This window comes from Streptomyces sp. NPDC048411 (genome assembly GCF_040704695.1).
In the GTDB taxonomy this organism is placed as follows: domain Bacteria; phylum Actinomycetota; class Actinomycetes; order Streptomycetales; family Streptomycetaceae; genus Streptomyces.
Map to the genome: position 1 here is coordinate 1 of NZ_JBEZKL010000140.1, position 18,995 is coordinate 18,995.

The 18,995-nt window shown below is 70.5% G+C and carries 18 protein-coding genes and 2 pseudogenes; 4 read left to right on the plus strand and 16 right to left on the minus strand.

All coding sequences use genetic code 11. The annotated features are described in order from the left end of the window. Positions 1–342: 342 nt before the first annotated feature. The 5 genes from AB0915_RS32480 to AB0915_RS32500 form a co-directional block, all read right to left on the minus strand. Positions 343–2,799 carry an FtsX-like permease family protein gene (locus tag AB0915_RS32480; protein ID WP_366694476.1) on the minus strand — a complete coding sequence of 819 codons (2,457 nt, stop codon included), beginning with the start codon at positions 2,797–2,799 and terminating at the stop codon, positions 343–345. Beyond that, complete coding sequence (locus tag AB0915_RS32485) at positions 2,793–3,530, minus strand: ABC transporter ATP-binding protein (protein ID WP_366694490.1); 738 nt, start codon at positions 3,528–3,530, stop codon at positions 2,793–2,795. The genes AB0915_RS32480 and AB0915_RS32485 overlap by 7 nt, the downstream gene beginning before the upstream one ends. Before the next feature lie 106 nt (positions 3,531–3,636). Beyond that, positions 3,637–3,864: a hypothetical protein gene (locus tag AB0915_RS32490; RefSeq protein WP_366694477.1), complete on the minus strand. Its 228-nt coding sequence runs from the start codon at positions 3,862–3,864 to the stop codon at positions 3,637–3,639. 584 nt (positions 3,865–4,448) lie between these two features. Beyond that, positions 4,449–6,083: a multicopper oxidase family protein gene (locus AB0915_RS32495; RefSeq protein ID WP_366694478.1), complete on the minus strand. Its 1,635-nt coding sequence runs from the start codon at positions 6,081–6,083 to the stop codon at positions 4,449–4,451. Continuing rightward, complete coding sequence (locus AB0915_RS32500; protein WP_366694479.1) at positions 6,076–6,558, minus strand: hypothetical protein; 483 nt, start codon at positions 6,556–6,558, stop codon at positions 6,076–6,078. Before AB0915_RS32500 ends, AB0915_RS32495 begins: the two co-directional genes overlap by 8 nt. Before the next feature lie 77 nt (positions 6,559–6,635). Here AB0915_RS32500 and AB0915_RS32505 point away from each other — a divergent pair, with 77 nt between their 5' ends. After that, entirely contained in the window at positions 6,636–7,532 is an 897-nt protein-coding gene (locus tag AB0915_RS32505; RefSeq protein ID WP_366694480.1) for a LysR family transcriptional regulator, read from the plus strand. A gap of 152 nt (positions 7,533–7,684) precedes the next feature. Here the strand turns inward: AB0915_RS32505 and AB0915_RS32510 are convergent, their stop codons facing one another. The 4 genes from AB0915_RS32510 to AB0915_RS32525 form a co-directional block, all read right to left on the minus strand. Continuing rightward, complete coding sequence (locus tag AB0915_RS32510) at positions 7,685–10,189, minus strand: DUF4118 domain-containing protein (RefSeq protein WP_366694481.1); 2,505 nt, start codon at positions 10,187–10,189, stop codon at positions 7,685–7,687. Between the two features lie 31 nt (positions 10,190–10,220). Continuing rightward, a complete protein-coding gene (locus AB0915_RS32515) occupies positions 10,221–10,580 on the minus strand; it encodes a potassium-transporting ATPase subunit C (RefSeq protein ID WP_366694482.1) in 360 nt (119 codons plus the stop codon). Between the two features lie 140 nt (positions 10,581–10,720). After that, the gene (locus AB0915_RS32520; RefSeq protein ID WP_366694491.1) at positions 10,721–11,644 is read right to left on the minus strand and encodes a nitroreductase family protein; all 924 of its coding nucleotides are present in this window, start codon (positions 11,642–11,644) and stop codon (positions 10,721–10,723) included. A 177-nt stretch (positions 11,645–11,821) separates the two neighbouring features. Beyond that, on the minus strand, positions 11,822–12,742 hold the full coding sequence (locus tag AB0915_RS32525; protein ID WP_366694492.1) for a pyridoxamine 5'-phosphate oxidase family protein: 921 nt from the start codon (positions 12,740–12,742) through the stop codon (positions 11,822–11,824). A 430-nt stretch (positions 12,743–13,172) separates the two neighbouring features. On the opposite strand from AB0915_RS32525, the gene AB0915_RS32530 reads away from it, so the two are divergent. The 3 genes from AB0915_RS32530 to AB0915_RS32540 all read left to right on the plus strand — a co-directional run bounded on the left by AB0915_RS32530 (position 13,173) and on the right by AB0915_RS32540 (position 15,287). Then, positions 13,173–13,625 carry an SH3 domain-containing protein gene (locus tag AB0915_RS32530; protein ID WP_366694483.1) on the plus strand — a complete coding sequence of 151 codons (453 nt, stop codon included), beginning with the start codon at positions 13,173–13,175 and terminating at the stop codon, positions 13,623–13,625. Positions 13,626–14,046: 421 nt separating this feature from the next. After that, positions 14,047–14,226, plus strand: a complete 180-nt coding sequence (locus AB0915_RS32535) for a hypothetical protein (RefSeq protein WP_366694484.1) — start codon at positions 14,047–14,049, stop codon at positions 14,224–14,226. 281 nt (positions 14,227–14,507) lie between these two features. Continuing rightward, positions 14,508–15,287, plus strand: a complete 780-nt coding sequence (locus AB0915_RS32540) for a DUF2690 domain-containing protein (protein ID WP_366694485.1) — start codon at positions 14,508–14,510, stop codon at positions 15,285–15,287. Between the two features lie 135 nt (positions 15,288–15,422). Here the strand turns inward: AB0915_RS32540 and AB0915_RS32545 are convergent. The 7 genes and pseudogenes from AB0915_RS32545 to AB0915_RS32575 form a co-directional block, all read right to left on the minus strand. Continuing rightward, positions 15,423–15,654 (minus strand): annotated as a pseudogene (locus tag AB0915_RS32545) (hydrolase); the annotation flags it as partial. Between the two features lie 87 nt (positions 15,655–15,741). Continuing rightward, a pseudogene (locus AB0915_RS32550) lies at positions 15,742–16,221 on the minus strand (PLP-dependent transferase); the annotation flags it as partial. A 198-nt stretch (positions 16,222–16,419) separates the two neighbouring features. Beyond that, positions 16,420–16,944 carry a hypothetical protein gene (locus AB0915_RS32555; protein WP_366694486.1) on the minus strand — a complete coding sequence of 175 codons (525 nt, stop codon included), beginning with the start codon at positions 16,942–16,944 and terminating at the stop codon, positions 16,420–16,422. Continuing rightward, positions 16,932–17,210: an Ada metal-binding domain-containing protein gene (locus AB0915_RS32560; RefSeq protein ID WP_366694487.1), complete on the minus strand. Its 279-nt coding sequence runs from the start codon at positions 17,208–17,210 to the stop codon at positions 16,932–16,934. The genes AB0915_RS32555 and AB0915_RS32560 overlap by 13 nt, the downstream gene beginning before the upstream one ends. A gap of 8 nt (positions 17,211–17,218) precedes the next feature. Then, a complete protein-coding gene (locus AB0915_RS32565; RefSeq protein WP_366694488.1) occupies positions 17,219–17,959 on the minus strand; it encodes a 2OG-Fe(II) oxygenase in 741 nt (246 codons plus the stop codon). Further along, positions 17,956–18,564: a methylated-DNA--[protein]-cysteine S-methyltransferase gene (locus AB0915_RS32570; RefSeq protein ID WP_366694493.1), complete on the minus strand. Its 609-nt coding sequence runs from the start codon at positions 18,562–18,564 to the stop codon at positions 17,956–17,958. Before AB0915_RS32570 ends, AB0915_RS32565 begins: the two co-directional genes overlap by 4 nt. Positions 18,565–18,569: 5 nt before the next feature. Then, positions 18,570–18,995: sigma-70 family RNA polymerase sigma factor (locus AB0915_RS32575; RefSeq protein ID WP_366694489.1), on the minus strand; the 426-nt coding region annotated here is incomplete at its 5' end.

The following is an 18,995-nucleotide window of genomic DNA, read 5'->3' on the forward strand; positions in this document are numbered from 1 at the left end:
AGATCTTCAAGATCCTCGAACACGCCGACCGAAACCGACTTGAGAACGCCGAGAATCTCACTCAAGCGGCTTGACACGACATAGCAGCCTCGGGGACATCGGTACCAGTTCCTGGTGTGTGACGGGGACGTTTGCGTGTCGCCACACCGTAGGAATGTGCAGGTCAGAGGCGTATGTGGTGGGACACCATAGTTCTGCGTGGCGAAGTGCGCGTGCCCACCATGGGGGTGCTGCCGGAACCCGCGCGAGGGCCTCCGCGCCGCGTGTCACGGGGATGCCATCGCGCGCGGAGGGACGGCACCGGACGGACGGGGGATGTCCGTCCGGCGCCGGATCAGGAGGTCACTCCCGCACACCCGCCAGCTCCACTGCCCTGCGGCGCAAGGAGAGCGCCGCAGGGACGACCGAGAAAACCACGGCGAGCACCACGCAGGCGCCCACGGCCCCGCCGATCGTCGCCCACGGGATCTCGATTGAGGTCCACACCGACAGCAGGCCCAGCGCGCCCCACATGCCCATCAGGTTGAGCCCGGCGACCAGGAGTCCCAGCACCGCGCCGACCGTGACCACCATCAGCGCCTCGGCGCCCACCAGCCGCAGCACCTGCCACCTGGTGGCTCCGGCCAGCCGCAGCACGGCCAGGTCACGGACCCGGTCGGAGGTCGCCATGACCATGGTGTTGGCCAGCGAAATACCCGTGTACAGGAGGGCGATACCGAGGACCAGCAGGAAGCCCAGCCGGGTCGTGCGATTGGTCTCGGGGTATGTCGCCCGCACCCACTGATCCTTGGTGAAGACCTCTCCGCCCGAGGTGTGCACCACCTCGCGCAGTCCGGCGGCCACGGTGGTCGCGTCGGCACCGTCCGCGAGGGCCACGTCGACACGGTCGACGGACGCGCCCGGGGCATTGCGCGGGGTGACGTAGACACCGTTGTTGCCGGTGCCGATGGCCATGACCGCGGCGATCCGCAGCGCTTTTTTCGTACCGTCACCGAGCCACACGTCCACCCGTTCGCCCACGACGTGCCGTTCCCACTCCTCGTTGACGATGATCGAGTCGTTGTCGAGGTCGCTCACCTTGCCGGCGGCCAGCGGCAACCGGGTGGTGGCGGCGAGCAGTGCGGGTTCGGCGGCGCGGGCCTCGGACTTGACGAGCGCAACGCCATCCTCCAGGGCGTAGACGGCACTTGACGAGGTCGCCGACATTTCGGCGCCGGGCACGTCGTACAGCTTCTCCAGCGTCGCCCGGTCGAAGCCCGCACCGCCGGCCGGGGTGATCACGAAGCCGGCGGCTGTCTGCTCCGCCACCTCGGTGGCTTTGGCCTCGTTCAACGTGGCGGTTGCGCCCAGCAGTGAGCCGGCCAGCGCGACCGTGACCAGGACGGGCGCCGCGACGGCGGCGGTGCGTCGGACGCCGGCGGCCGCGTTCTCCCGCACCAGCATCCCGGCGGCGCCGGGCAACTGGGCCGGGAGCCAGGCGATCAGCCGGGCCAAGGGGCGTACCAGCACCGGTGCGAGCAGCGCGACCCCGGTGATCAGCAGCATCGGCCGGCTCACATAGGTCTTGCGGTGCAGCAGGTCGGCCGGGTCGCTCACATAGGCCAGGCCCAGCGTCACGGCCGCTGCCAGCAGCAGGGCCACGCCGAAGAGCCAACGACCCCATGTCATCGCCCGGTTGTCCACGGCCGCCTCGCGCAGTGCCTCGGTGGGGCCGGTCCGGCCGGCCTGCCAGGACGCGGCCACCACACCGCACAGCGCGACGAGCAGGCCCGTCCAGAACGCCATGTGGTACGGCCAGGTGTCATCGCCGATGGTGAACCATCGGGGGGCGAGGCCGCCCTCGACCACCCACTCGGCCAGCTTCGGCGCCCCGTACGCCCCGAGCACGCAGCCGGTGGCCGAGGCGAGCACGCCCACCACGAGGGCCTCGGAGACGACCATGCGGCGGATCTGACCCGGAGTGGCCCCCGCGGTGCGCAGCAGACCGAACTCCCGGCGCCGCTGGGCGACCGCGAACGCGAAGGTGGACGCCACCACGAACACCGACACGAAGCCGGTGACTCCGCCGGCCGTGCCGAACATGGCGTTCATCGCGGTGAGGGCCTCGCTGTCCCGGTCGGGATCGGCGTCGGCGAACCTGCGCGCGTCACCGGTGAGGACCTGGGCGCCGTCGCTGCCCCGCACCGCCTCGCGCACGGCCTCCTCGTCGGCGTCCACGGTGACCTGGAAGCTGTGCGGCGACAGCTCGGCGGCACGTTGGTCGGTGTAGAAGACAGCGTTCTCGAAGCCGAGACCGGCGACGGTGCCGACGACCCGTACGGTGCCGCCGTCGGTCCGTACCCGGGCGCCCGGCCGGACCCAGTCGCCGCTGACCGCCACCTCGCCGGCGGTGCGGGGCTCGCGTCCCGCGTCGATGCGGTACGGGGCGAAGGCGGCGGTCGACCAGGGGTGTCCCACCAGGTCACCGGGCCCGCCCTGGGCCCGTAGGGGGAACGACCGGTCTTCGACGACGCTCCCCAGCTCCTTCAGCCGGGCGACGACCTCGCCCGGTACGGGCCGGGGGTGCGCGAGCTTCTGCGTCCGGTCGCCGATCGACGTGGGCACCCGCAGGGTGTCCGCGCCCTTGACCACGACCGGGGCGGCGGCGAACCGCTCGGGCCTGCGATCGGGGGCGTCGAGCGAGGACGCCAGCGCCAGACCCATCACGGCGAGGAGCGCGACGCCCAGCGAGAGGGCGACGAAACTGCCGACGAAGGTGACCCAGCGGGTGCGCAGGGTGCGCAGGGCGGTGCTCAGCACGGTACGGCCTCCAGCTTGGTCATGCGCGCGGCGATGTCCTCGGCGGAGGCTCCGATCAGCTCGCCGTTGACCCGGCCGTCGACGAGGAAGACCACACGGTCGGCGTAGGAGGCGGCGACCGGGGCGTGGGTGACCATGATGATCGTCTGGCCCTCGCGGTCGACCATGCCGCGCAGCAGGGTCAGCACCTCGCGGCCGGTCTGGGAGTCGAGGGCGCCGGTGGGCTCGTCGCCGAAGAGTACCTCCGGGCGCGTGATCAGGGCGCGGGCCAGCGCGACCCGCTGCTGCTGGCCGCCGGACATCTCGGTCGGCCGGTGCCGGGCGCGGTCGCCGAGGCCGACCTGCTGGAGCACCTCGAGGACCCGATCCTTCGGGGGGCGGCGGCTGGCCAGGCGAAGGGGCAGCGCCACGTTCTGCTCGGCGGTCAGGGACGGCAGCAGGTTGAACGCCTGGAAGACGAAGCCGATGCGCTCGCGGCGCAGCAGGGTCAGCTTGGTCTCGCTCAGCTTGGTCAGCTCGGTGCCGCCCCCGGTGACCGAACCCGACGTGGGCCGGTCCAGCCCGGCCGCGCACTGCAGGAGCGTCGACTTGCCGGAGCCGGAGGGGCCCATCACGGCGATGAACGTCCCCCTGCGGAAGGCGAGCGAGACGTCGTCGAGGGCGGTGACGGAGGTACCGCCGGAGCCGTACCGCCTGATGACGGAGCGCAACTGGATCGCGTCTTTACTCATGTGTCCCCACTCGTTTCGGTGTTCGGTCATCCCGCGCACCTGGGCGGGACGGATGCCTCGGAAAGCGGCGCCGGTCAGGCCATTGCCGAAGCGGCCGGGACGCCGATCACGGCGTGGCGTGCGGCATCTGCCTGCACTGGCAGGAGCCTGCGCCCTCGGAGGTGTCACCCGGGCCCCGCCGCCCCGTGACGTAGCCGATCAGGACGAAGGCCGACGCCCACACCGCGCTGCTGACCACGGAACAGAACGGATAGCGGCGCAGCGGCATCCCGGTCGCCCCGCACAGGGGCGGTACGAGGGTGCGCAGGACGGCGGTGAAGCGTCCGACGAACACCGCGCTGCCGCGCGCCGTTCGATCAGCCCCTGGGCCCGCTCGGTGTACCGGCGGTGCCTCGACCGGGATGTCATCCGGGCCGGCCGGCGAGGTTGCCGAGCACCGCGCCCATGAGCGCGGTGAACAGGGCTGCCTCGACCGTGATGTGGCCGTGCCGGGCGAGCATCCCGCCGAGCCCACGGCAGCCTGCCCTGGCGTCAGCGCCCCGATCACCGGGAGCGCCGCCTCCAGGGCAGGCAGCAGCACTGCGGCGAGGATGCCGAAGCTTCCGTACGCCAGCACCTGCTCACCCAGCCATGCCGTCATCGGGGCGCCGCCTCTCCGTCTCCGTGATGCCTCCACGAAACCGCAGGAGAGCTTCACGGCGCAGTGCGGCAGGCGCGACACTGGGGGTAGGCCCAGACCTACCCCCGGCCTCCGCCCAGCCCGCCTCGACCCTGGCCGGCTCCCCCAAGCGGTCGAGGTGCCCACGTCCCCGCGGAGGACAAGCCGGTGCGCCCCCGTCTCGCCACGCTGATGGCCGCCGCCCTCGCCGCACTGCCCCCCGCCACCGCGGCGCGGTTCTGGCCCGCAATGAGGACGTATCAGGTTATTTCGAGGTTGGCCATCATGCCCATGTCCTCGTGTTCCGCATTGTGGCAGTGGAAGAGGTAGCGGCCGCGGTAGCCGTCGAAGCGGGTGATGATCTCCGCTGATTCGCCCGGCCGCAGCGAGATGGTGTCCTTCAGTCCGGCATCGTGCGGCAGGGGCGCGCGCCCGCCGCGGGCCAGCACCCGGAATCCGACCAGGTGGAGGTGGATGGGGTGGTGGACGTCGGCGACGAGCCGCCATACCTCGACGGCCCCGAGCCGGATGCGGACGTCGGTGCGAGAGGGGTCGAAGGCTCGCCCGCCGATGACCCAGCCACGGCCGTGCTGCATGTGTCCGGCGCGGAAGGCGAAGTCCCGGACCGCGGTTGCCTCGGAACGCCGCCAGATGGGCAGGTCGTCGGCGAGGAGTGCGGGGATGTGGGTGTCGTCCCCGGCGCGGCGCGCGACGCGGAAGGCCATGACCTCGCGGGTGCGTCCGGTGCCGAGCCGGTTGATCAGGCGCACCCGGCTGCCGGTCGGCAGGCCCGCGAAGTCGACAACCACGTCGTAGCGTTCCGCCGGTGCGATCGGCAGGGTGGTGTGGCTGACGGGGGCGGCGAGCAGGCCCTGGTCGGCGCCGATCTGCACCAGGTCCAGGCGGTGCCCGTCGTCGGTGACGGCTGCCAGCTCGTAGTGGCGGGCGTTGGAGGCGTTGAGCAGTCGCAGCCGGTAGCGGACGGCGTCGACCTCGTGAATCGGCCAGGGTGCCCCGTTGACCAGGATCACGTCGCCGAGCACGCCGGCCGCGTAGTGCGCCCTCACGCCGGGCCGGTCTCGCAGTGTGGGGTCGAGGGAGGGGTAGGTCAGGGAGCCGTCGGAGGCGAACGCCCGGTCGGCGATCATCAGCGGCAATTCGCGTTCTCCGCGGGGCAGGTCGAGGGCGTCCTCGGTGTCGTCGCGGATGATGTGCAGCCCGGCCAGGCCTCGCCAGATCGCCGGGGCGGTGAAGTCCATGCGGTGGTCGTGGTACCAGAGCATGGTGGCGCGCTGGTCCATCGGGAAGGTGTACTCGCGCGTGGTCCGGCTGGTGACCGCGCGAGGGTCGGGCATTGCGTGTGCGCCGGTGTGGTGCTGGTGGTGGTGCGCTGCGGGGTCGGACCAGCTGCGCGGGAGGACGAGGTCGGTGGGGTAGCCGTCGGAGGCGGCGGGGGTCCGCCCGCCGTGCAGATGCACCACGGTCGGCACGGGCAGCTCGTTGCGGTGCGCCACGGTGATCGGTCGTCCGCGGCGGGACTCGATCGTCGGGCCGGGGAAGGTGCCGTTGTACGTCCACAGCCCCGTTCGGATCCCGGGCAGGATCTCCGCGGACACCTGGCGCTGGGTGATCTCGTACCGGTCGGCGCCCCCGGAGGTGCCGGCCGGTTTGAGGACGGGCGGGATCGGCAGCGGCACGGTGTACGGCTCGGGCAGCGGCGCGGCGCTGCGCAGCTGGTTGCCGGTGCTCGCAGGACGGTGGGCCATCGCGCCGGACAGCGCCAGCCCGCCCGCCGTGGCCAGCCCCAGCGCGCCGCCGAGCCCGAGCACGTGGCGGCGGGTCCACTCCGCGCTGCTCCAGCCGTCGTGAAGGATGAGTCCCGGTCGCTCAGACATGGGTCTCGTCCCGCTGCGGCTCGCCCGCGTCTTTGGCCCGGTCGGATACGGCGCGGTTCGGCAGCGGCCGCACCCAGACCGCGGCGGACAGCACGGCCAGCGCGGCGATGATCATCACGCCCAGTGGGATGTGCACCCACAGCAGGCCGGACAACCCCGCCGTGTACTGCCCCGTTTCGGCCGCAAAGATCAGCACCGACACGGCTAACGGCCACAGGCGGCGCATCCGCCTCGAGGCCGCGCCGCCGACGGCGGCTTGCAGCAATCCGAGGGAGAATACGAGGTTGGCGCCCTGGGCGTGCCAGTCGAGGCCGCCGATCTCGCCGGTGAGGTAGACGCCCGCGAAGACCGGCTGACCGAAGGCCGCAACGGTGTGTATTGTCACCGCCGCCCGGAACAGCCGACCGGCAACGCCTGTGGGCCGCAGGGTTGTTGATGGTCGTTCATATGTGGTGGTCACGCCCTCCACAGTCATGCTCGATACAGCATCATGTCAAAGATCAATATTGCTATCCCGCTATGTCATCGGTGCTATGAGGGGAGAGGATGGCGATGGACCTGCATGCGCTCGAGCAATTCCTCGTGGTCGCACGGCTGGAGCACCTCAGCCGGGCGGCCAGGGAACTGCGTGTCGCTCAGCCGTCGTTGAGCCGCACGATCGGGCGGCTGGAGTCCGAACTCGGCGCGCGGCTGTTCGATCGGGCCGGTCGTCTCCGCCTCAACGAGTCGGGGCGGATCTTCCGAGATCACGTCGAGCGCTCCCTCGAGGAGCTGGAAGCAGGACGCCGTGCTGTGGCGGAGGCGGCCCGCGAGGGCGTCGGCGGTGTACGGCTGGCCTCGGAGACGTTTCTGACCATCACCGGCCCTCTGGCTGCCTACAAAGACGCCCACCCTGATATCGACGTCGAACTCCACCAGATGCCGGCCGCGGACATGCATCGCGCCCTGCGCGCCCGCGAGGTCGACCTGTGCGTCGCCTCCCAGCCGATCCTGGGCGATGGACTGGACAGCGTCCACCTGCACGACGAGCCGGTCTGGCTGGCCGCGCCGTCCGACCACCGGCTCGCCTCCCGCGCCTCCGTCAGTGTCGAGGAGCTGCACGAGGAGCCTTTTGTGATCCCACGACCCGGCCACTGGCAGCGCTGCCTGCTCGATCGACTCTTCGACGGCCACAATCTGACCCCGCGTATCGTCTGCGAGGGCGACGAGCTGGCCGCCCTCGCCGGCCTGGTCAGCGCCGGCATCGGCCTCACCCTCATCCCGGCCATGGCCCGCGGCACCGACATCAGCGCACCAGGCGCCTGGATCGGCATTGACGACCCCGCGTGCCGCCGCACCCTCACCCTCCACCGGGCCACCGACAGCCGACTCTCGACCGCCGCCCGGCTGATGCACACCACCCTCGCCACCTGGCCCTGGAACACCACAGGCGGCCGGCAGTGGCGATGACGCACCGGCCGCCCCATCCAGGTGCGGCGGGCTGTCCGGGCCCTGGGTCCGGACGGCACCCCTGATGTGGAGGCGGTAAGTCTTTCGGTGGTTCAAACCGGGCCTGACCATGGTCCTGCCCATGCCGGCCGCCGTGCCGGCGGACCGGCAACTCACTGCCGTGTGACCGCGGGCAGACTGAGGATCATGGTGAGGCCGCCGCCGGGCGTCTCGTCGGAGGCGAGGCTTCCGCCCATGGCCTCGGCAAGCCCGCGAGCGAGTGTCAGCCCGAGCTCGGGTCCGGCTCCGTACTCTCCGGCCACGTGGGCCTTGCGGGGAAGTCCCGGTCCGCGGTCGACGACGCGGATTTCGACACGGTCGGCATGGGTGCTCGCGGTGACCAGCAGATGCTTGTCCGGCGGGCTGTGGTGCCGGGCGTTGGAGATCAGATTGATCAGGATGCGCTCGACGAGGGCGGGATCGGCGAGGAGTTCGGAGATGCCGTCCGGAATGCGGATGTCGACATGATGGTCCGTGTCGCCGAGGTCGTCCAGCACGTGGGGGATGACCTCCTCGACCGACAAAGGCCGAGGAGCGGTGCCGAGCGTGCCGGCCTGGAGGCGGTTCACGTCGAGCAGGTTGGCGACCACCCGGTCGATGCGAGCGACGGACCTCCGGGCGGTGGCGACGAGCCGGGCGTGTTCGGCGTCGTCCGCAACCGTGCCGGGGCCGGCCAGGCGGTCGAGAGCGGATGAGGCGGCGGTCAGTGGGGTGTGCAGCTCGTCGCTGACGGCATGGAGCAGAGCGGTACGTGCCCGGTCGGCCTCAGCGACGGGGCGTGTCTGCTCGGCCTCCTCCTCCAGGCGCTGCTGGTGCAGCGCGACGGCGGCTTGGGCAGCGTATGCCTCCAGGACCCGTTGATCGGCGGCGGGCAGGGCACGGCCGCGCAGAACCAGCGTCAGATCGCCTCCGACAGGGACATCGGCATCACCTTCGTCGGGGCTGGCGCACGGCTCGGCGCCGACGGATGCGGCGATCTGCCAGCCACGGGGGTCGCGGTGGCGGTCGGGGGTCAGCGGTGCGCCCGGCCGGTGCTCAAGGAGGGTGACCGAGCGCAGGTTGAAGGTTTCCCGCAGCCGTTCCAGCAGGGCGTCGAGTGCACGCTCGCCCCGTAGCACGCTGCCCGCCAGGGTGGACAGCACCTCGGCCTCGGCTGTGGCGCGGGCGGCATCGCGGGTGCGGCGGGCGGCCAGGTCGACGACCGCACTGACCGCCACCGCGGCGAGGACGAAGGCGACCAGGGCGAGCAGATGGCCGGGATCGGTGACGGTGAAGGTGTGGACGGGCGGCGTGAAGTAGTAGTTGAGCAGCAGGAATCCGGCCACAGCGGCAGCGAGCGCCGGATAGAGACCTCCGGCCAGGGCGATACCGATGACGGCGAGGAGGAAGACCAGGATGTCGCCGGCCATCGACACCTGGCCGCGCAGCCCGGCGAGAACGAAGCTGAGCAACGGCAGGACTCCGGCCATGAGGAGGAAGCCGATGATTCTCCTGCGTCGCGGCAGCCCCTCACGGCCCGTGAGGACGCGTCGCCCGCGCCCGACCTGCTCGTGGGTGACCAGGTGGACGTCGATGGGCCCGGACTGTGCGGTCATGGTCACACCGACGCCACGCGAGAACAGCTGTCCAAGGCGCCCACGCCGCGAAGCTCCCAGCACCAGCTGGGTCGCGTTCACGCCGCGTGCGAAGTCCAGCAGCGCTTCGGGGATGTGCTCGCCGACCACCTGGTGGTAGGTGCCTCCGAGGCTTTCGACGAGCGCCCGCTGGCGGGCGAGGTTGGCGGGGGCGGCGCTGGTCAGTCCGTCGCTGCGGGTGACGTGTACGGCGAGCAGGTCGGCACCCCTGATCCGCTCGGCGATCCGAGACGCACGGCGTACGAGGGTGTCGCCTTCGGGCCCACCGGTGAGGGCGACCACGACGCGCTCACGCGCCTCCCAGGTACCGGCGATGCCGTGCTCGGCACGGTAGCGCTCCAGCTGGTCGTCGACGTTGTCGGCCAGCCACAGCAGGGCGAGCTCGCGCAGTGCGGTCAGATTGCCCAACCGGAAGTAGTGGGTGAGTGCGGCATCGACCTTGTCGGGTGCGTAGATGTTGCCGTGTGCCATGCGGCGGCGCAGTGCCTCGGGAGCGATGTCGACCAGTTCGACCTGATCGGCGCGGCGGACGACCTCATCGGGGACGGTCTCCCGTTGGGGAACCCCGGTGATCTGCTGGACGACGTCATTGACCGAGTCCAGGTGCTGGACGTTGACCGTGGAGAGCACGGTGATACCCGCATCGAGTACGCGTTCCACGTCCTGCCAGCGCTTGTCGTGGGGCGAGCCGGGCACATTGGTGTGCGCCAGCTCGTCGATGAGCGCCACCTGGGGCCGGCGGGCGATCACCGCGTCCGCGTCGAACTCCGTGAAGGTGGCACCCCGGTAGACCATGGTCTTGCGGGGGATGATCTCCAGCCCCTCCAGCAGCGCCTCGACGGGGCGACGGCCGTATGTCTCCACATAGCCGACGACCACGTCGGTACCGCGCTCGGCCCGGCGGTGACCTTCGGCGAGCATGGCGTAGGTCTTGCCGACCCCCGGGGCGGCGCCGAGATAGATGCGCAGCTGCCCGCGCTCCATCGGGGTTCTCCCTTCCGCTCCGGCCCGAGCCTCACCCGCGGAACGGGTAGCGGCGGTCCAGGCCGCGATTGAGCTCCACCACCGCGATTGAGCTCCACCACATTGACATGCGGGGCTCCCATGCATCGACATGCGGGGCTCCCATGCATCCCAGTGTCCGCCCGGTCGTGTGCTCCTCGACCAAACCGAGCACGCGGCGCAGCGAGAGATGCCGCACGCGTGCGACACGCGGTGCCTGGAGGCGCGCGTAGGCGAGCGAGATGTCCGGACCGGGTCCGCTGCCACTGGCCGTGACAGCGTCCGCGGGCACCACGGGGTCCGCGGGCGCGTCGCCGCGCACGGGCGCGGCCGCGTCGGCCGCGTAACTCTGCCCGTGGACAGCGCATTCCACGGCAACTCCGCGGTATGTGCCGATAGGTGTTCTTTGCGACAGGCGAGCGCATCTTTCAGCGAGGGCGGCAAGGCCGACCGCTTCTGGATCACCGAAACGGGCACGTTCGCCCTCCGGGCTGACGGGGGGCACCTGGCTGGTCAGGGCTGGATGTCGAGTATTTCTGGAACCGGGCGGCGCGGTGTGCTGGGGCCTTTGGGACCGTATCCCAGACGCAGCACCATCTGCGTGTGGCCCTTCCCGGATACCGGGTCGCGCAGCAGCCAGCGCAGGTCGGCCCACTCGAGGGCTTGGGTGGCGAAGGAACTGGACAGGCCGTCGAGGGTGGCCAGCAGCAGGACGCGTTCCATGGCCTGACCGGCGCGCAGCCAGTCCTCCGGCCGGTCGTACGCCGTGCTGAGGAGGGCCAACTGAGGGGTCCGTTCGAACGTGGCGGCGCCACGGTCCTCTACCGGCCGGGTGCTGGCGAAGTCACGCATGGGGGCTTTGCCACCACGCTTGCGTGGCCCGAAGGCGTAGTCCGGGACTCCGTCAGGGGCCGTGTTCACTGACGGGGCGTTGCTGCGAGTCCATTGCGCCAGGTCCTGGTCGCTGCCACGGTCGGTGAGGTTGCGCGCCTCGGCTTCCTCGGAGAGTTCCAGCACCTCCTGCAGGTGCCATGAGGAAGGGAACGTCAGCATTGTTCCCTCAAGGCGGGCGGCGTCGCTGAGAGCCGTCCGCACGGCCTGGGGAATCTCGGTCTCCTCGAACGGGAAGCGGCTGCTGTGCCGCTCGTGCATCGCCGGATACAGCGCGCCGAGGTCGCTCTCCCCGCTGCCGAGGCCGGTCAGCTGCACGGCGGCGAGCAGGGCCGGGTCAGTGGGGTCGGGCAGCAGCCGGGTTGCCGGGTGCCACTCCATGTGGACCGCCGCGACCCTCAGGTTCAGCAGGGCGGCGCCGCAGCCGAGGTGGAGGGCGCGGGTGTCGGGGTCGGAGTGCGGCATGATGCGGTCGAAGTCCGCGCGCACGTGGAAGGAGCGGCTGTCCTGGAAGTAGCGAAAGCGCCACGGCTGCGCGTTGTGCATGGACGGGGCGGCAGCAGCGTCGTAGACCAGGGCTGCCACACGCTCTTCGGACGGTGCTTGTCGGATCACCGGATCCTCCCTTCGCGGGTCGGCGGACCCGGGACCGGGTCCGCCCTTCGGTTGGTGCGGGATCCTGGTCGTGGAATGCGCACCGGGCGAGCAGTAGTCCGTGGCCCATCACTGATCGGCCGGGATGATGCGGCGGCCGGTGAGGCGCGTGAGCTGGATCGAGACCCACATCTCGCGTTCGCCGCCCGCCCATGGCTTGGTGTGGGCGCGCTCGGCCAGCAGCCGCACGGCGTCGGCCTCCGTGACAACCCGCGCGGGGCCGACGATGAGCACGCTCCAGCCCTGGCTCATGGCCTCGTCCACATGGTCGACCTCAAAAGCGACGTCCGTTCCCACGGCCGCCGCAGGCACTGAGTCAGGTGCGGTCCGGAAGGCGATCGCGTCATCGATGACCTCGTAGTTGACCGGGACGACCGCCGGGCCATCAGAGGTCGACACCGCAACGCGTCCCACACCGTGCGTGGAAAGCCGGGCGCGGCATTCGTCCGGGCTGAGGTCCAGCAGCTGCGGGTGCAGGAGCGCCTGGCCCTGGCCGGGCGGCTGATCGATGCCGCCCCCGCGCAGGGCTGCGACGCTGGTACCCAGTGCGGCGGCCAGGCTGGTGAGACTCGCCAGGCTCGGATCAGCCGGGCGTTCTTCGAGGTACGCGAGGTAGTCCGGCGCCATTCGGGCGCGACGGGCCGTTTCTGCCCGGGTCAGGCCTTGCCGCTTGCGTTCGACGGCCACGCGTCGGCCGATGTCGCCAGGGTTGGGTTCCCCGGCAAGCGGGGCCGCGCCGGACACGGTGCCCGCCTCATCCACGGTCGGCGGCCGGGACGGCTCGTGGGTGCTCACGGGCCCGTGCTCGACGTGACGGATATGCGCGTTGGGGCCGGGGAACACGAGCGTCACTTCGTCCGTGTCCGACCAGCGCACGTCGTAGGGGGGTGTTCCATCCGCATGGTGGAGTCCGACGATCTCGCCGTCGCGCCTGGTAGCGCCGGTCGTCGGGCTTTCGATGACGAGTTGATCGCCGGGGTGAGCTCGCATGATCGCCACCAGTCCCTCACAATGCCGCTGTACCCAACGTGCCACGCGCGACATACCGGCGCATGGGGTGAGAACCCGCGACAGCGACCCGTCATGCGGGTCGTCGTCCCTCCAACGAACCCCAGTCGGACCTCTCATCAGCGTCTCCGACGGCACCCCTCGGGCCCCGTGACACCCCCAGATCATCTCTTCGACAGGGGGGACACAGTCATGCCGGGCCCGGAGGTCAGCGGCCCTCTTGCACGACCACGAAGAACATGACGGGGGCGGGGCGGGCCGTTCCAGCTGGTCAGTGGGACGTCCCAGTTCCTCCCGGAACTCACGGGGACAGCATCAAGGCGCCCCGCGCCGGAAACGTTCCGAGTGCGGATGGTCACGCTCCGGCAGGGCGGTCCGGCGTAACCCGTAGTTCAACCCGTAGGAGGTTCCCATGATTCGACGCACTGTACAGCGTGGCCTGCTGGCTGCCGTGGCAACGCTCGTCCTGTTTCCTGCGGCGGCCGTGGCGGCCGACGGCATCCCCCAGACCCCCGGACAGTCCACGCCGTCCCCGCGGGCCTCGGCGCCCGCCCGGCACTCCGTGCCGCCGCGGTCCTCGACCTCCAGCCACAGGCACACGGCGAAGCCGAACAGGCCCTCGAGCCGCACCGCTCGCGTCAAGGGGCGTCTGGTGACTCACCGCCTGTCCCTCAATGTTCGCTCGGGCCCGGGCACCAACTACCGGGTCATCGGCAGGGCGCGGCACGGCAGCACGGTCACTCTCGCCTGCAAGAAGCGCGGGATCAACATCCTGGGCAACAACCGCTGGTACAAGCTCGCCGACCACAAGGGCTACGTCTCCGCCCGCTACGTCCGTAACCGCGGCACCGTTCCCTGGTGCTGAGCACGTAGGACCGGCCCGCTCCGCAGACTCCGCGGGGCGGGCCCTCGGGCCCCGAGTAAGGAATCTCCATGTCTCTTTCCCTCCAAGGCAATCCGAGTCGCAGGGCCCTGCTCGGGCTTGGCACCGGCGCCGTCCTGGCGGTCGCGAACCCGGTCCCGTCTGCCTGGGCGCAACAAGGCGAGAGATCGTCCGGTCCGTCCTCGTCGGAGCGGACCTCACTGGCTGCAGCCGAAAACCCTGGATCCGCAACGGTCGGCTGCGCCACGCCACCGCACTGCAGTCCTTCGCGTTCGACGAGCAGCAGGGGCACGTCCACGCGCTCCAGGTCGTGCCGCGCGGCATCCAACTTCCGGGCGAGAAGCGCGCATACCGTCATGCGGAGCGAGCGGCGCGTGGTGATCTCTGCGTCAACCGGCTCACGATGGCTGGTGTTCTCACCGGCTACATGTATCTCAAGGGCTTCGGTCACGGCGTCGCACTCGGCTTCGAAGGCGCACGGCGCGGCTCCGGCGAACTGTGGACGGAGTGGGACGCCAATCCCGCCTCCGGCTACGGCCGCGGCATCTTTCGACCATACGGCTTCCCAGCTGTACCCGCGTGAGCCCGAGGAATTGGCCGTACTTCGCGCAGGCGGACCCTGGCTGTGCTCGGGTTTCACCCAGGGGCGATCTGGAGACCGCGAATTCTCCATCTACTACAAGGCGATTGTCTGACGAATTGTGAACCTGCGCCGATAAATCCATGGACCGGTCTCGCCTCCTCTGTGTATTGGCGGTCTCTTTTCGAGGGTATGCATTGCGGTGTCCGGGATGAGTTGACGGTCTCGACCAGCGCGGGAGTCTCGCGACGGCGACGTCCCAAACACGGCATGGAGGAAACAGGATGGCTCGTTGGCAGTCCTTGCCCGACTCGCTCAGTCCCGATTCCCGCCTTCTGGTGGAGAATTTGCGCATCATTAAACAGCGAAGTGGGCTGAGTCTGGCGGGATTGGCTGCACGTACGGCCCACAGTAAATCGGCCTGGCATCGCTACCTCAATGGTGATCAATTCCCGCCCCGTACGGCGATCGAGGCACTCGGGCCGTTCGCAGGGGTGGACGTGCCCTGTCTCCTCACCTTGTGGGAAGCGGCGTTCCGGGCCGATGCCGAACTGCGATCGACCGAGCCGACGCCATGCCCCGCGCCCCAGGCAAAGATCCCCGCCGGCCGCAACCGGCGACTGGAGCAGGTCGTCATCGTGCTGGCTACCACAGTCGCCGTACTGGTACCCGCTGCCTGTGCTCTGTACCTCCCCACTCCGGCGACCGGCCGCCCTCTGCGGGAGTCGCCCGCGTCGTGCCGGGGTGAGACCTGCCAGGGGCACTACGCCAGCCGCTCCGGCTGCGAACAGGACGCGCGGACCGAGAGCACCGTCACCCACGCCGCCTTTGCCGTAAGGCTGCGCTACAGCGCCTCCTGTGCCGCAGTATGGGCAGAGGTGCGCACGCAGGACGACGGTGCTCGCAAGGTCTCGATCAAAACAGGACCGAACGAACTGCTCGCCTCCTACTCCGGAAAAGCAAACACCGGGGGAAGCAGTCCCATGCTGGCCGCACCGCACCCGCGCCCTGCGGAGGCGTGCGCGGAAGTGGCGGGCAGGATGGCGTGCGCGGGGCTGTTGTGAGTCCCGGGTCGGCGATTCCTGTCACGGGGCGTGCGGGCCAGGCGTCGCCAGGTTCGTGTACCACCGGCTGCGTCGCACTCTGATCGAAGACCTCGGCGTGGAGCCGGGCCACGATGCCCGCGCGGCCTACCAGTACCAGTCCGCGCCGATGCCCCGGAACGCCGTCTGCCAATTGTGGCGATGGTTGTCGATGAAGCCGGGCATCACGATCCGGTCGCGGGCATCGATCACTTCGGCGTCCCGCGCGTCGATGCGTGCGGCCACCTCGGTGATCACACCGTCCTCGATGAGGACGTCACCGCGGTCGAGGTCACCGACGGCCGGGTCCATGCTGACCACAGCCGCCGGACAGCAGAATCTTCTTCATGGGGGCTCCTTGGAGGAGGGGTGGTTCACGCGCTCGTCGCGGTGCGGGAGTTGGGAGGGTCAGGGTGCGCTGGGGCGCCTCGCTGGATCAGGTCGTCGTGCCTCGGGTGAGGGCGGCGTCGGCGGCGGTGATCACGTCGTCGACCAGGTCGCTGGTGTCCTCGGTGCCTGCCGCCAGCCTTACCAGGCCCGGCGGAACGGATTCGGTGAGCTGTTCATCGCTGAGCATTCCGGCCCACATGGACGCGGGATGCACGGCGAGGGACTCCACGCCGCCCAGGCTGGCCGAGCGGCGCGGGTAGCGCAGTCCGTGCAGGAATGCGTCCGCCGTCTCGTATCCGCCGGTGAACTCGACGCTGAGCACTCCGCCGAACCCGTCCATCTGGTCGACGGCCAGCTTGTGCTGGGGATGGGTCGGCAGGCCCGGGTAGTGCACCTGCGTGACTGCGGGGTGTCGGTTCAGCGCCTCGGCGAGCGCGAGGCCGTTGGCGTTGTGCCGTGGCACGCGCAGGGGCAGGGTGCGCATGCCGCGCAGCAGGAGCCAGGCGTCGATCGGGCCGAGGGTGGCGCCGGTGAGGAGGCTGGTGTCCCAGCTGGTGTCCGCGGACCGTTGCGGCGCGCAGGGGGACGGGGCCTCGCGCCCACTCGTGGAACCGGTCCGCGATCCACTCCTGCTGTTCCAGGGTCAGCCAGTTCGGGACGTGGGTGGCGCCCGGGGTGATCTCTCCCGCGTCGCGCTCGGGGAGTTGTGGAGTGAACAGCGCTGTCATGGCCTGCCCTCCGTGCGGGTGGGGTGCTGGAGGGAGTCGTCCTCGACGAGCCAGGTGGTGCCGTGGGCGGTCGCGCCGGCCAGGCCGTTCAGATTGATCAGGCCGACGAGCGCGAGCGTGCGCGGATCGCCGATCGCGGCGGTCGCGAGGGTGCGTTCGGGACGCCACGGGGTCGACCACAACAGCCGCCGGGTCATCTGCGCCCAGCCGGTCGCCGGGCCGACCATCACCCAGAGGTCGGGGTTGGCGTCGGCAAACCGTGACGCGTGGCGCAGCCAGGAGGCCCCGGTCTCGGGCCAGGTGATCGCGGCGAGGGTTGCGCCTCCAGCGCGATCCCAGGCCGATTCGATCAGGCGTGAGGTCTCGCGTGCGTGCGGGGTGCGGCCGGAGCCGATCACGACGGTGTGGGCCCGGCGGTCGCGAGCCAGCTGGACGATGGCCGCGACCTCGGCGTCCGTGGCCGTCAGGTCTGCGTCGTAGCTCGCCGGCCTCTTCAACAGGGGGCTGGTCAGGGGGTCCATGGTCGGCCGTTCTCTCGGGCGGTCTTCCACCGCTGATAGCGGTCCTTGCAGCAGGCGCCGCAGGGGCGGAACCCGGCGGCGACCGCCGTGGCCTCGTCGGCGAAGAAGGCCAGGTGCCTCACGTAGCCGCCGCGAGCGATGGCGCGCAGTGCGGCAGGGCAGTCGAGTCGTCCGTAGATCTTCGAGCCACGGTGGCCGCCCCACTCTCCCTTGACCGGCGACCGGTAGGGACGGCCGTGGGCCCCGAGAAGGGTGTAGGTGTTCATCGCGTTGTTCATGCGGCGTCGTGGAAGACGAGGGCGAGGGTGTGACGTTCGCCGGACCGGATGGCGGACACGCCGTGGCGGACCGGCGCGGCGGACCATCCGCGGGCGGACTGGACGGGGCGGTCGCGGGTGGTGAACAGGTATCCGTGGCCGTGCGGCAGCAGTGTGGCCGTGCCCCGGGACTGGGCTCGCGGGCGCTGTTCCAGGAGCAGGAACTCGCCGCCCGTGTGATCCACTCCGGGCTCGTTGAGGTTGATCACGACCTGGAGCGGGAATACGAGGTCGCCGTACAGGTCGCGGTGCAGAGCGTTCCAGTCCTTCTCCCTGTAGCGGAGCAGGATCGCCGTGGACTTCGTCTGGCCGGCGTCGTGGCACATCTGCAGCCACTCGTCGAACGAGTCCGGCCACGGCGCGGGCCGGCGGAGTTTGGTCCACCAGTCGCGGGCGATGGGCAGCAGCCTCGGGTACAGCGCCTGCTTGAGCCGTTCGACCGGCTGCGGGTACGGCGCGTTGAAGTACCGGTACTGGCCCTCACCGAAGCGGTGCCGGCCCATGTCGACGGTGCTGCGGAACAGGCCGTCCTGCTCGTACAGCTCCCTGATCTCCACGGTCTCCTCGAAGGTCAGCAGCTGCGGCAGCAGCGCGCCGCCGTACTCGTTGACCTCCGCGGTGATCGCCTCCCAGTCGCCCGACTCGACGCGACGGTGCCACCAGTCCGTCTTCCGCCCGGTCGCCTCCGTGGTGCTCATGCCGCGGCCTCCAGGTCCAGCAGCGTGGTCTTGGCCTCAAGTCCGCCGATGTAGCCGCCAAGGGTGCCGTCGGTGCGCAGCACGCGGTGGCACGGGACGATGATCGGCAGCGGGTTGGTCGCACAGGCGGTGCCCACCGCCCGGACGGCCTTGGGGTTGCCGACGAGCTCGGCCATGTCGCGATAGCTGCAGGTCTGGCCGTACCCGATCTCGGGCAGATGCGTCTGCACCAGGCGCCGGAACCCGCGCGACAGGGACAGGTCCAGCGTCACGTCGAAGACCCGGCGGCGCCTGGCGAAGTACTCGTCGATCTCGCGAGCCGCCTCCTCCAGCCGCTTCGGGGCGCGCAGGATCCGCGGGCTGAGCTTCTGGCCGAGGGCTTCCAGAACCCGGTCGTGGTCCTCGCCGGCGTACGCCACACGGACCAGCCCCTTCGGGGTGGCGGCGAGCAGCAGCTTGCCGACGGGCGAGTCGATGGTCGTGTAAGCGACATCGATCAGGTCGGCTTGCTTCGCGGCCTGCTCCAGACGGCGGTGGAGGCGACGGAGAGTGTCGGCGTCCACGGGTGTCGACAGCAGGACGGCCATGTCGTCATCGTTGCGCATGTCGCTCACGACGATGCTCCTTTCGTGATCGCGCCCGGATAATGTTTCCTGAGATTCTTGAGCCCGTCCGCGGCAGCTCTTCGGGCCGCCTCGACGGTGCCGCCGAGGATCTCCGCGATCTCGGCGTACGCCAGCCCCGCCACATACCGGTAGGCGACAGCCTGGCGCTGCTTGCTGGGGAGTTCCTTCACCGCGGCCCACAGGCCGGCGGCCTCGGCGTCCGGGACGCCCTGCCCTGCCGGCGCCTCCGGCACCTCGTCGACCGGCAGCGGATTCCTCTTCGCGGCACGCAGCACGTCGATCGCCTTGCGGTGCGCGATCGTCACCAGCCACGCCTCCACGTTCGCCGTCTCCGGCAGATCGGGATAGGCGCGCATGGCGGAGAGGAACGTCTCCGACCACGCGTCGTCCGCATCGTGCGGGCCGAGGAC

Excerpts from the sequence above, each read along its gene's own strand:
- AB0915_RS32485 (WP_366694490.1), bottom strand. The coding sequence starts at position 3,530 with ATGAGTAAAGACGCGATCCAGTTGCGCTCCGTCATCAGGCGGTACGGC.
- AB0915_RS32495 (WP_366694478.1), bottom strand. The coding sequence starts at position 6,083 with ATGTCTGAGCGACCGGGACTCATCCTTCACGACGGCTGGAGCAGCGCG.
- AB0915_RS32500 (WP_366694479.1), bottom strand. The coding sequence starts at position 6,558 with ATGACTGTGGAGGGCGTGACCACCACATATGAACGACCATCAACAACC.
- AB0915_RS32505 (WP_366694480.1), top strand. The coding sequence starts at position 6,636 with ATGGACCTGCATGCGCTCGAGCAATTCCTCGTGGTCGCACGGCTGGAG.
- AB0915_RS32510 (WP_366694481.1), bottom strand. The coding sequence starts at position 10,189 with ATGGAGCGCGGGCAGCTGCGCATCTATCTCGGCGCCGCCCCGGGGGTC.
- AB0915_RS32520 (WP_366694491.1), bottom strand. The coding sequence starts at position 11,644 with ATGCACAACGCGCAGCCGTGGCGCTTTCGCTACTTCCAGGACAGCCGC.
- AB0915_RS32525 (WP_366694492.1), bottom strand. The coding sequence starts at position 12,742 with ATGCGAGCTCACCCCGGCGATCAACTCGTCATCGAAAGCCCGACGACC.
- AB0915_RS32530 (WP_366694483.1), top strand. The coding sequence starts at position 13,173 with ATGATTCGACGCACTGTACAGCGTGGCCTGCTGGCTGCCGTGGCAACG.
- AB0915_RS32535 (WP_366694484.1), top strand. The coding sequence starts at position 14,047 with ATGGCTGGTGTTCTCACCGGCTACATGTATCTCAAGGGCTTCGGTCAC.
- AB0915_RS32540 (WP_366694485.1), top strand. The coding sequence starts at position 14,508 with ATGGCTCGTTGGCAGTCCTTGCCCGACTCGCTCAGTCCCGATTCCCGC.
- AB0915_RS32555 (WP_366694486.1), bottom strand. The coding sequence starts at position 16,944 with ATGGACCCCCTGACCAGCCCCCTGTTGAAGAGGCCGGCGAGCTACGAC.
- AB0915_RS32560 (WP_366694487.1), bottom strand. The coding sequence starts at position 17,210 with ATGAACACCTACACCCTTCTCGGGGCCCACGGCCGTCCCTACCGGTCG.
- AB0915_RS32565 (WP_366694488.1), bottom strand. The coding sequence starts at position 17,959 with ATGAGCACCACGGAGGCGACCGGGCGGAAGACGGACTGGTGGCACCGT.
- AB0915_RS32570 (WP_366694493.1), bottom strand. The coding sequence starts at position 18,564 with ATGCGCAACGATGACGACATGGCCGTCCTGCTGTCGACACCCGTGGAC.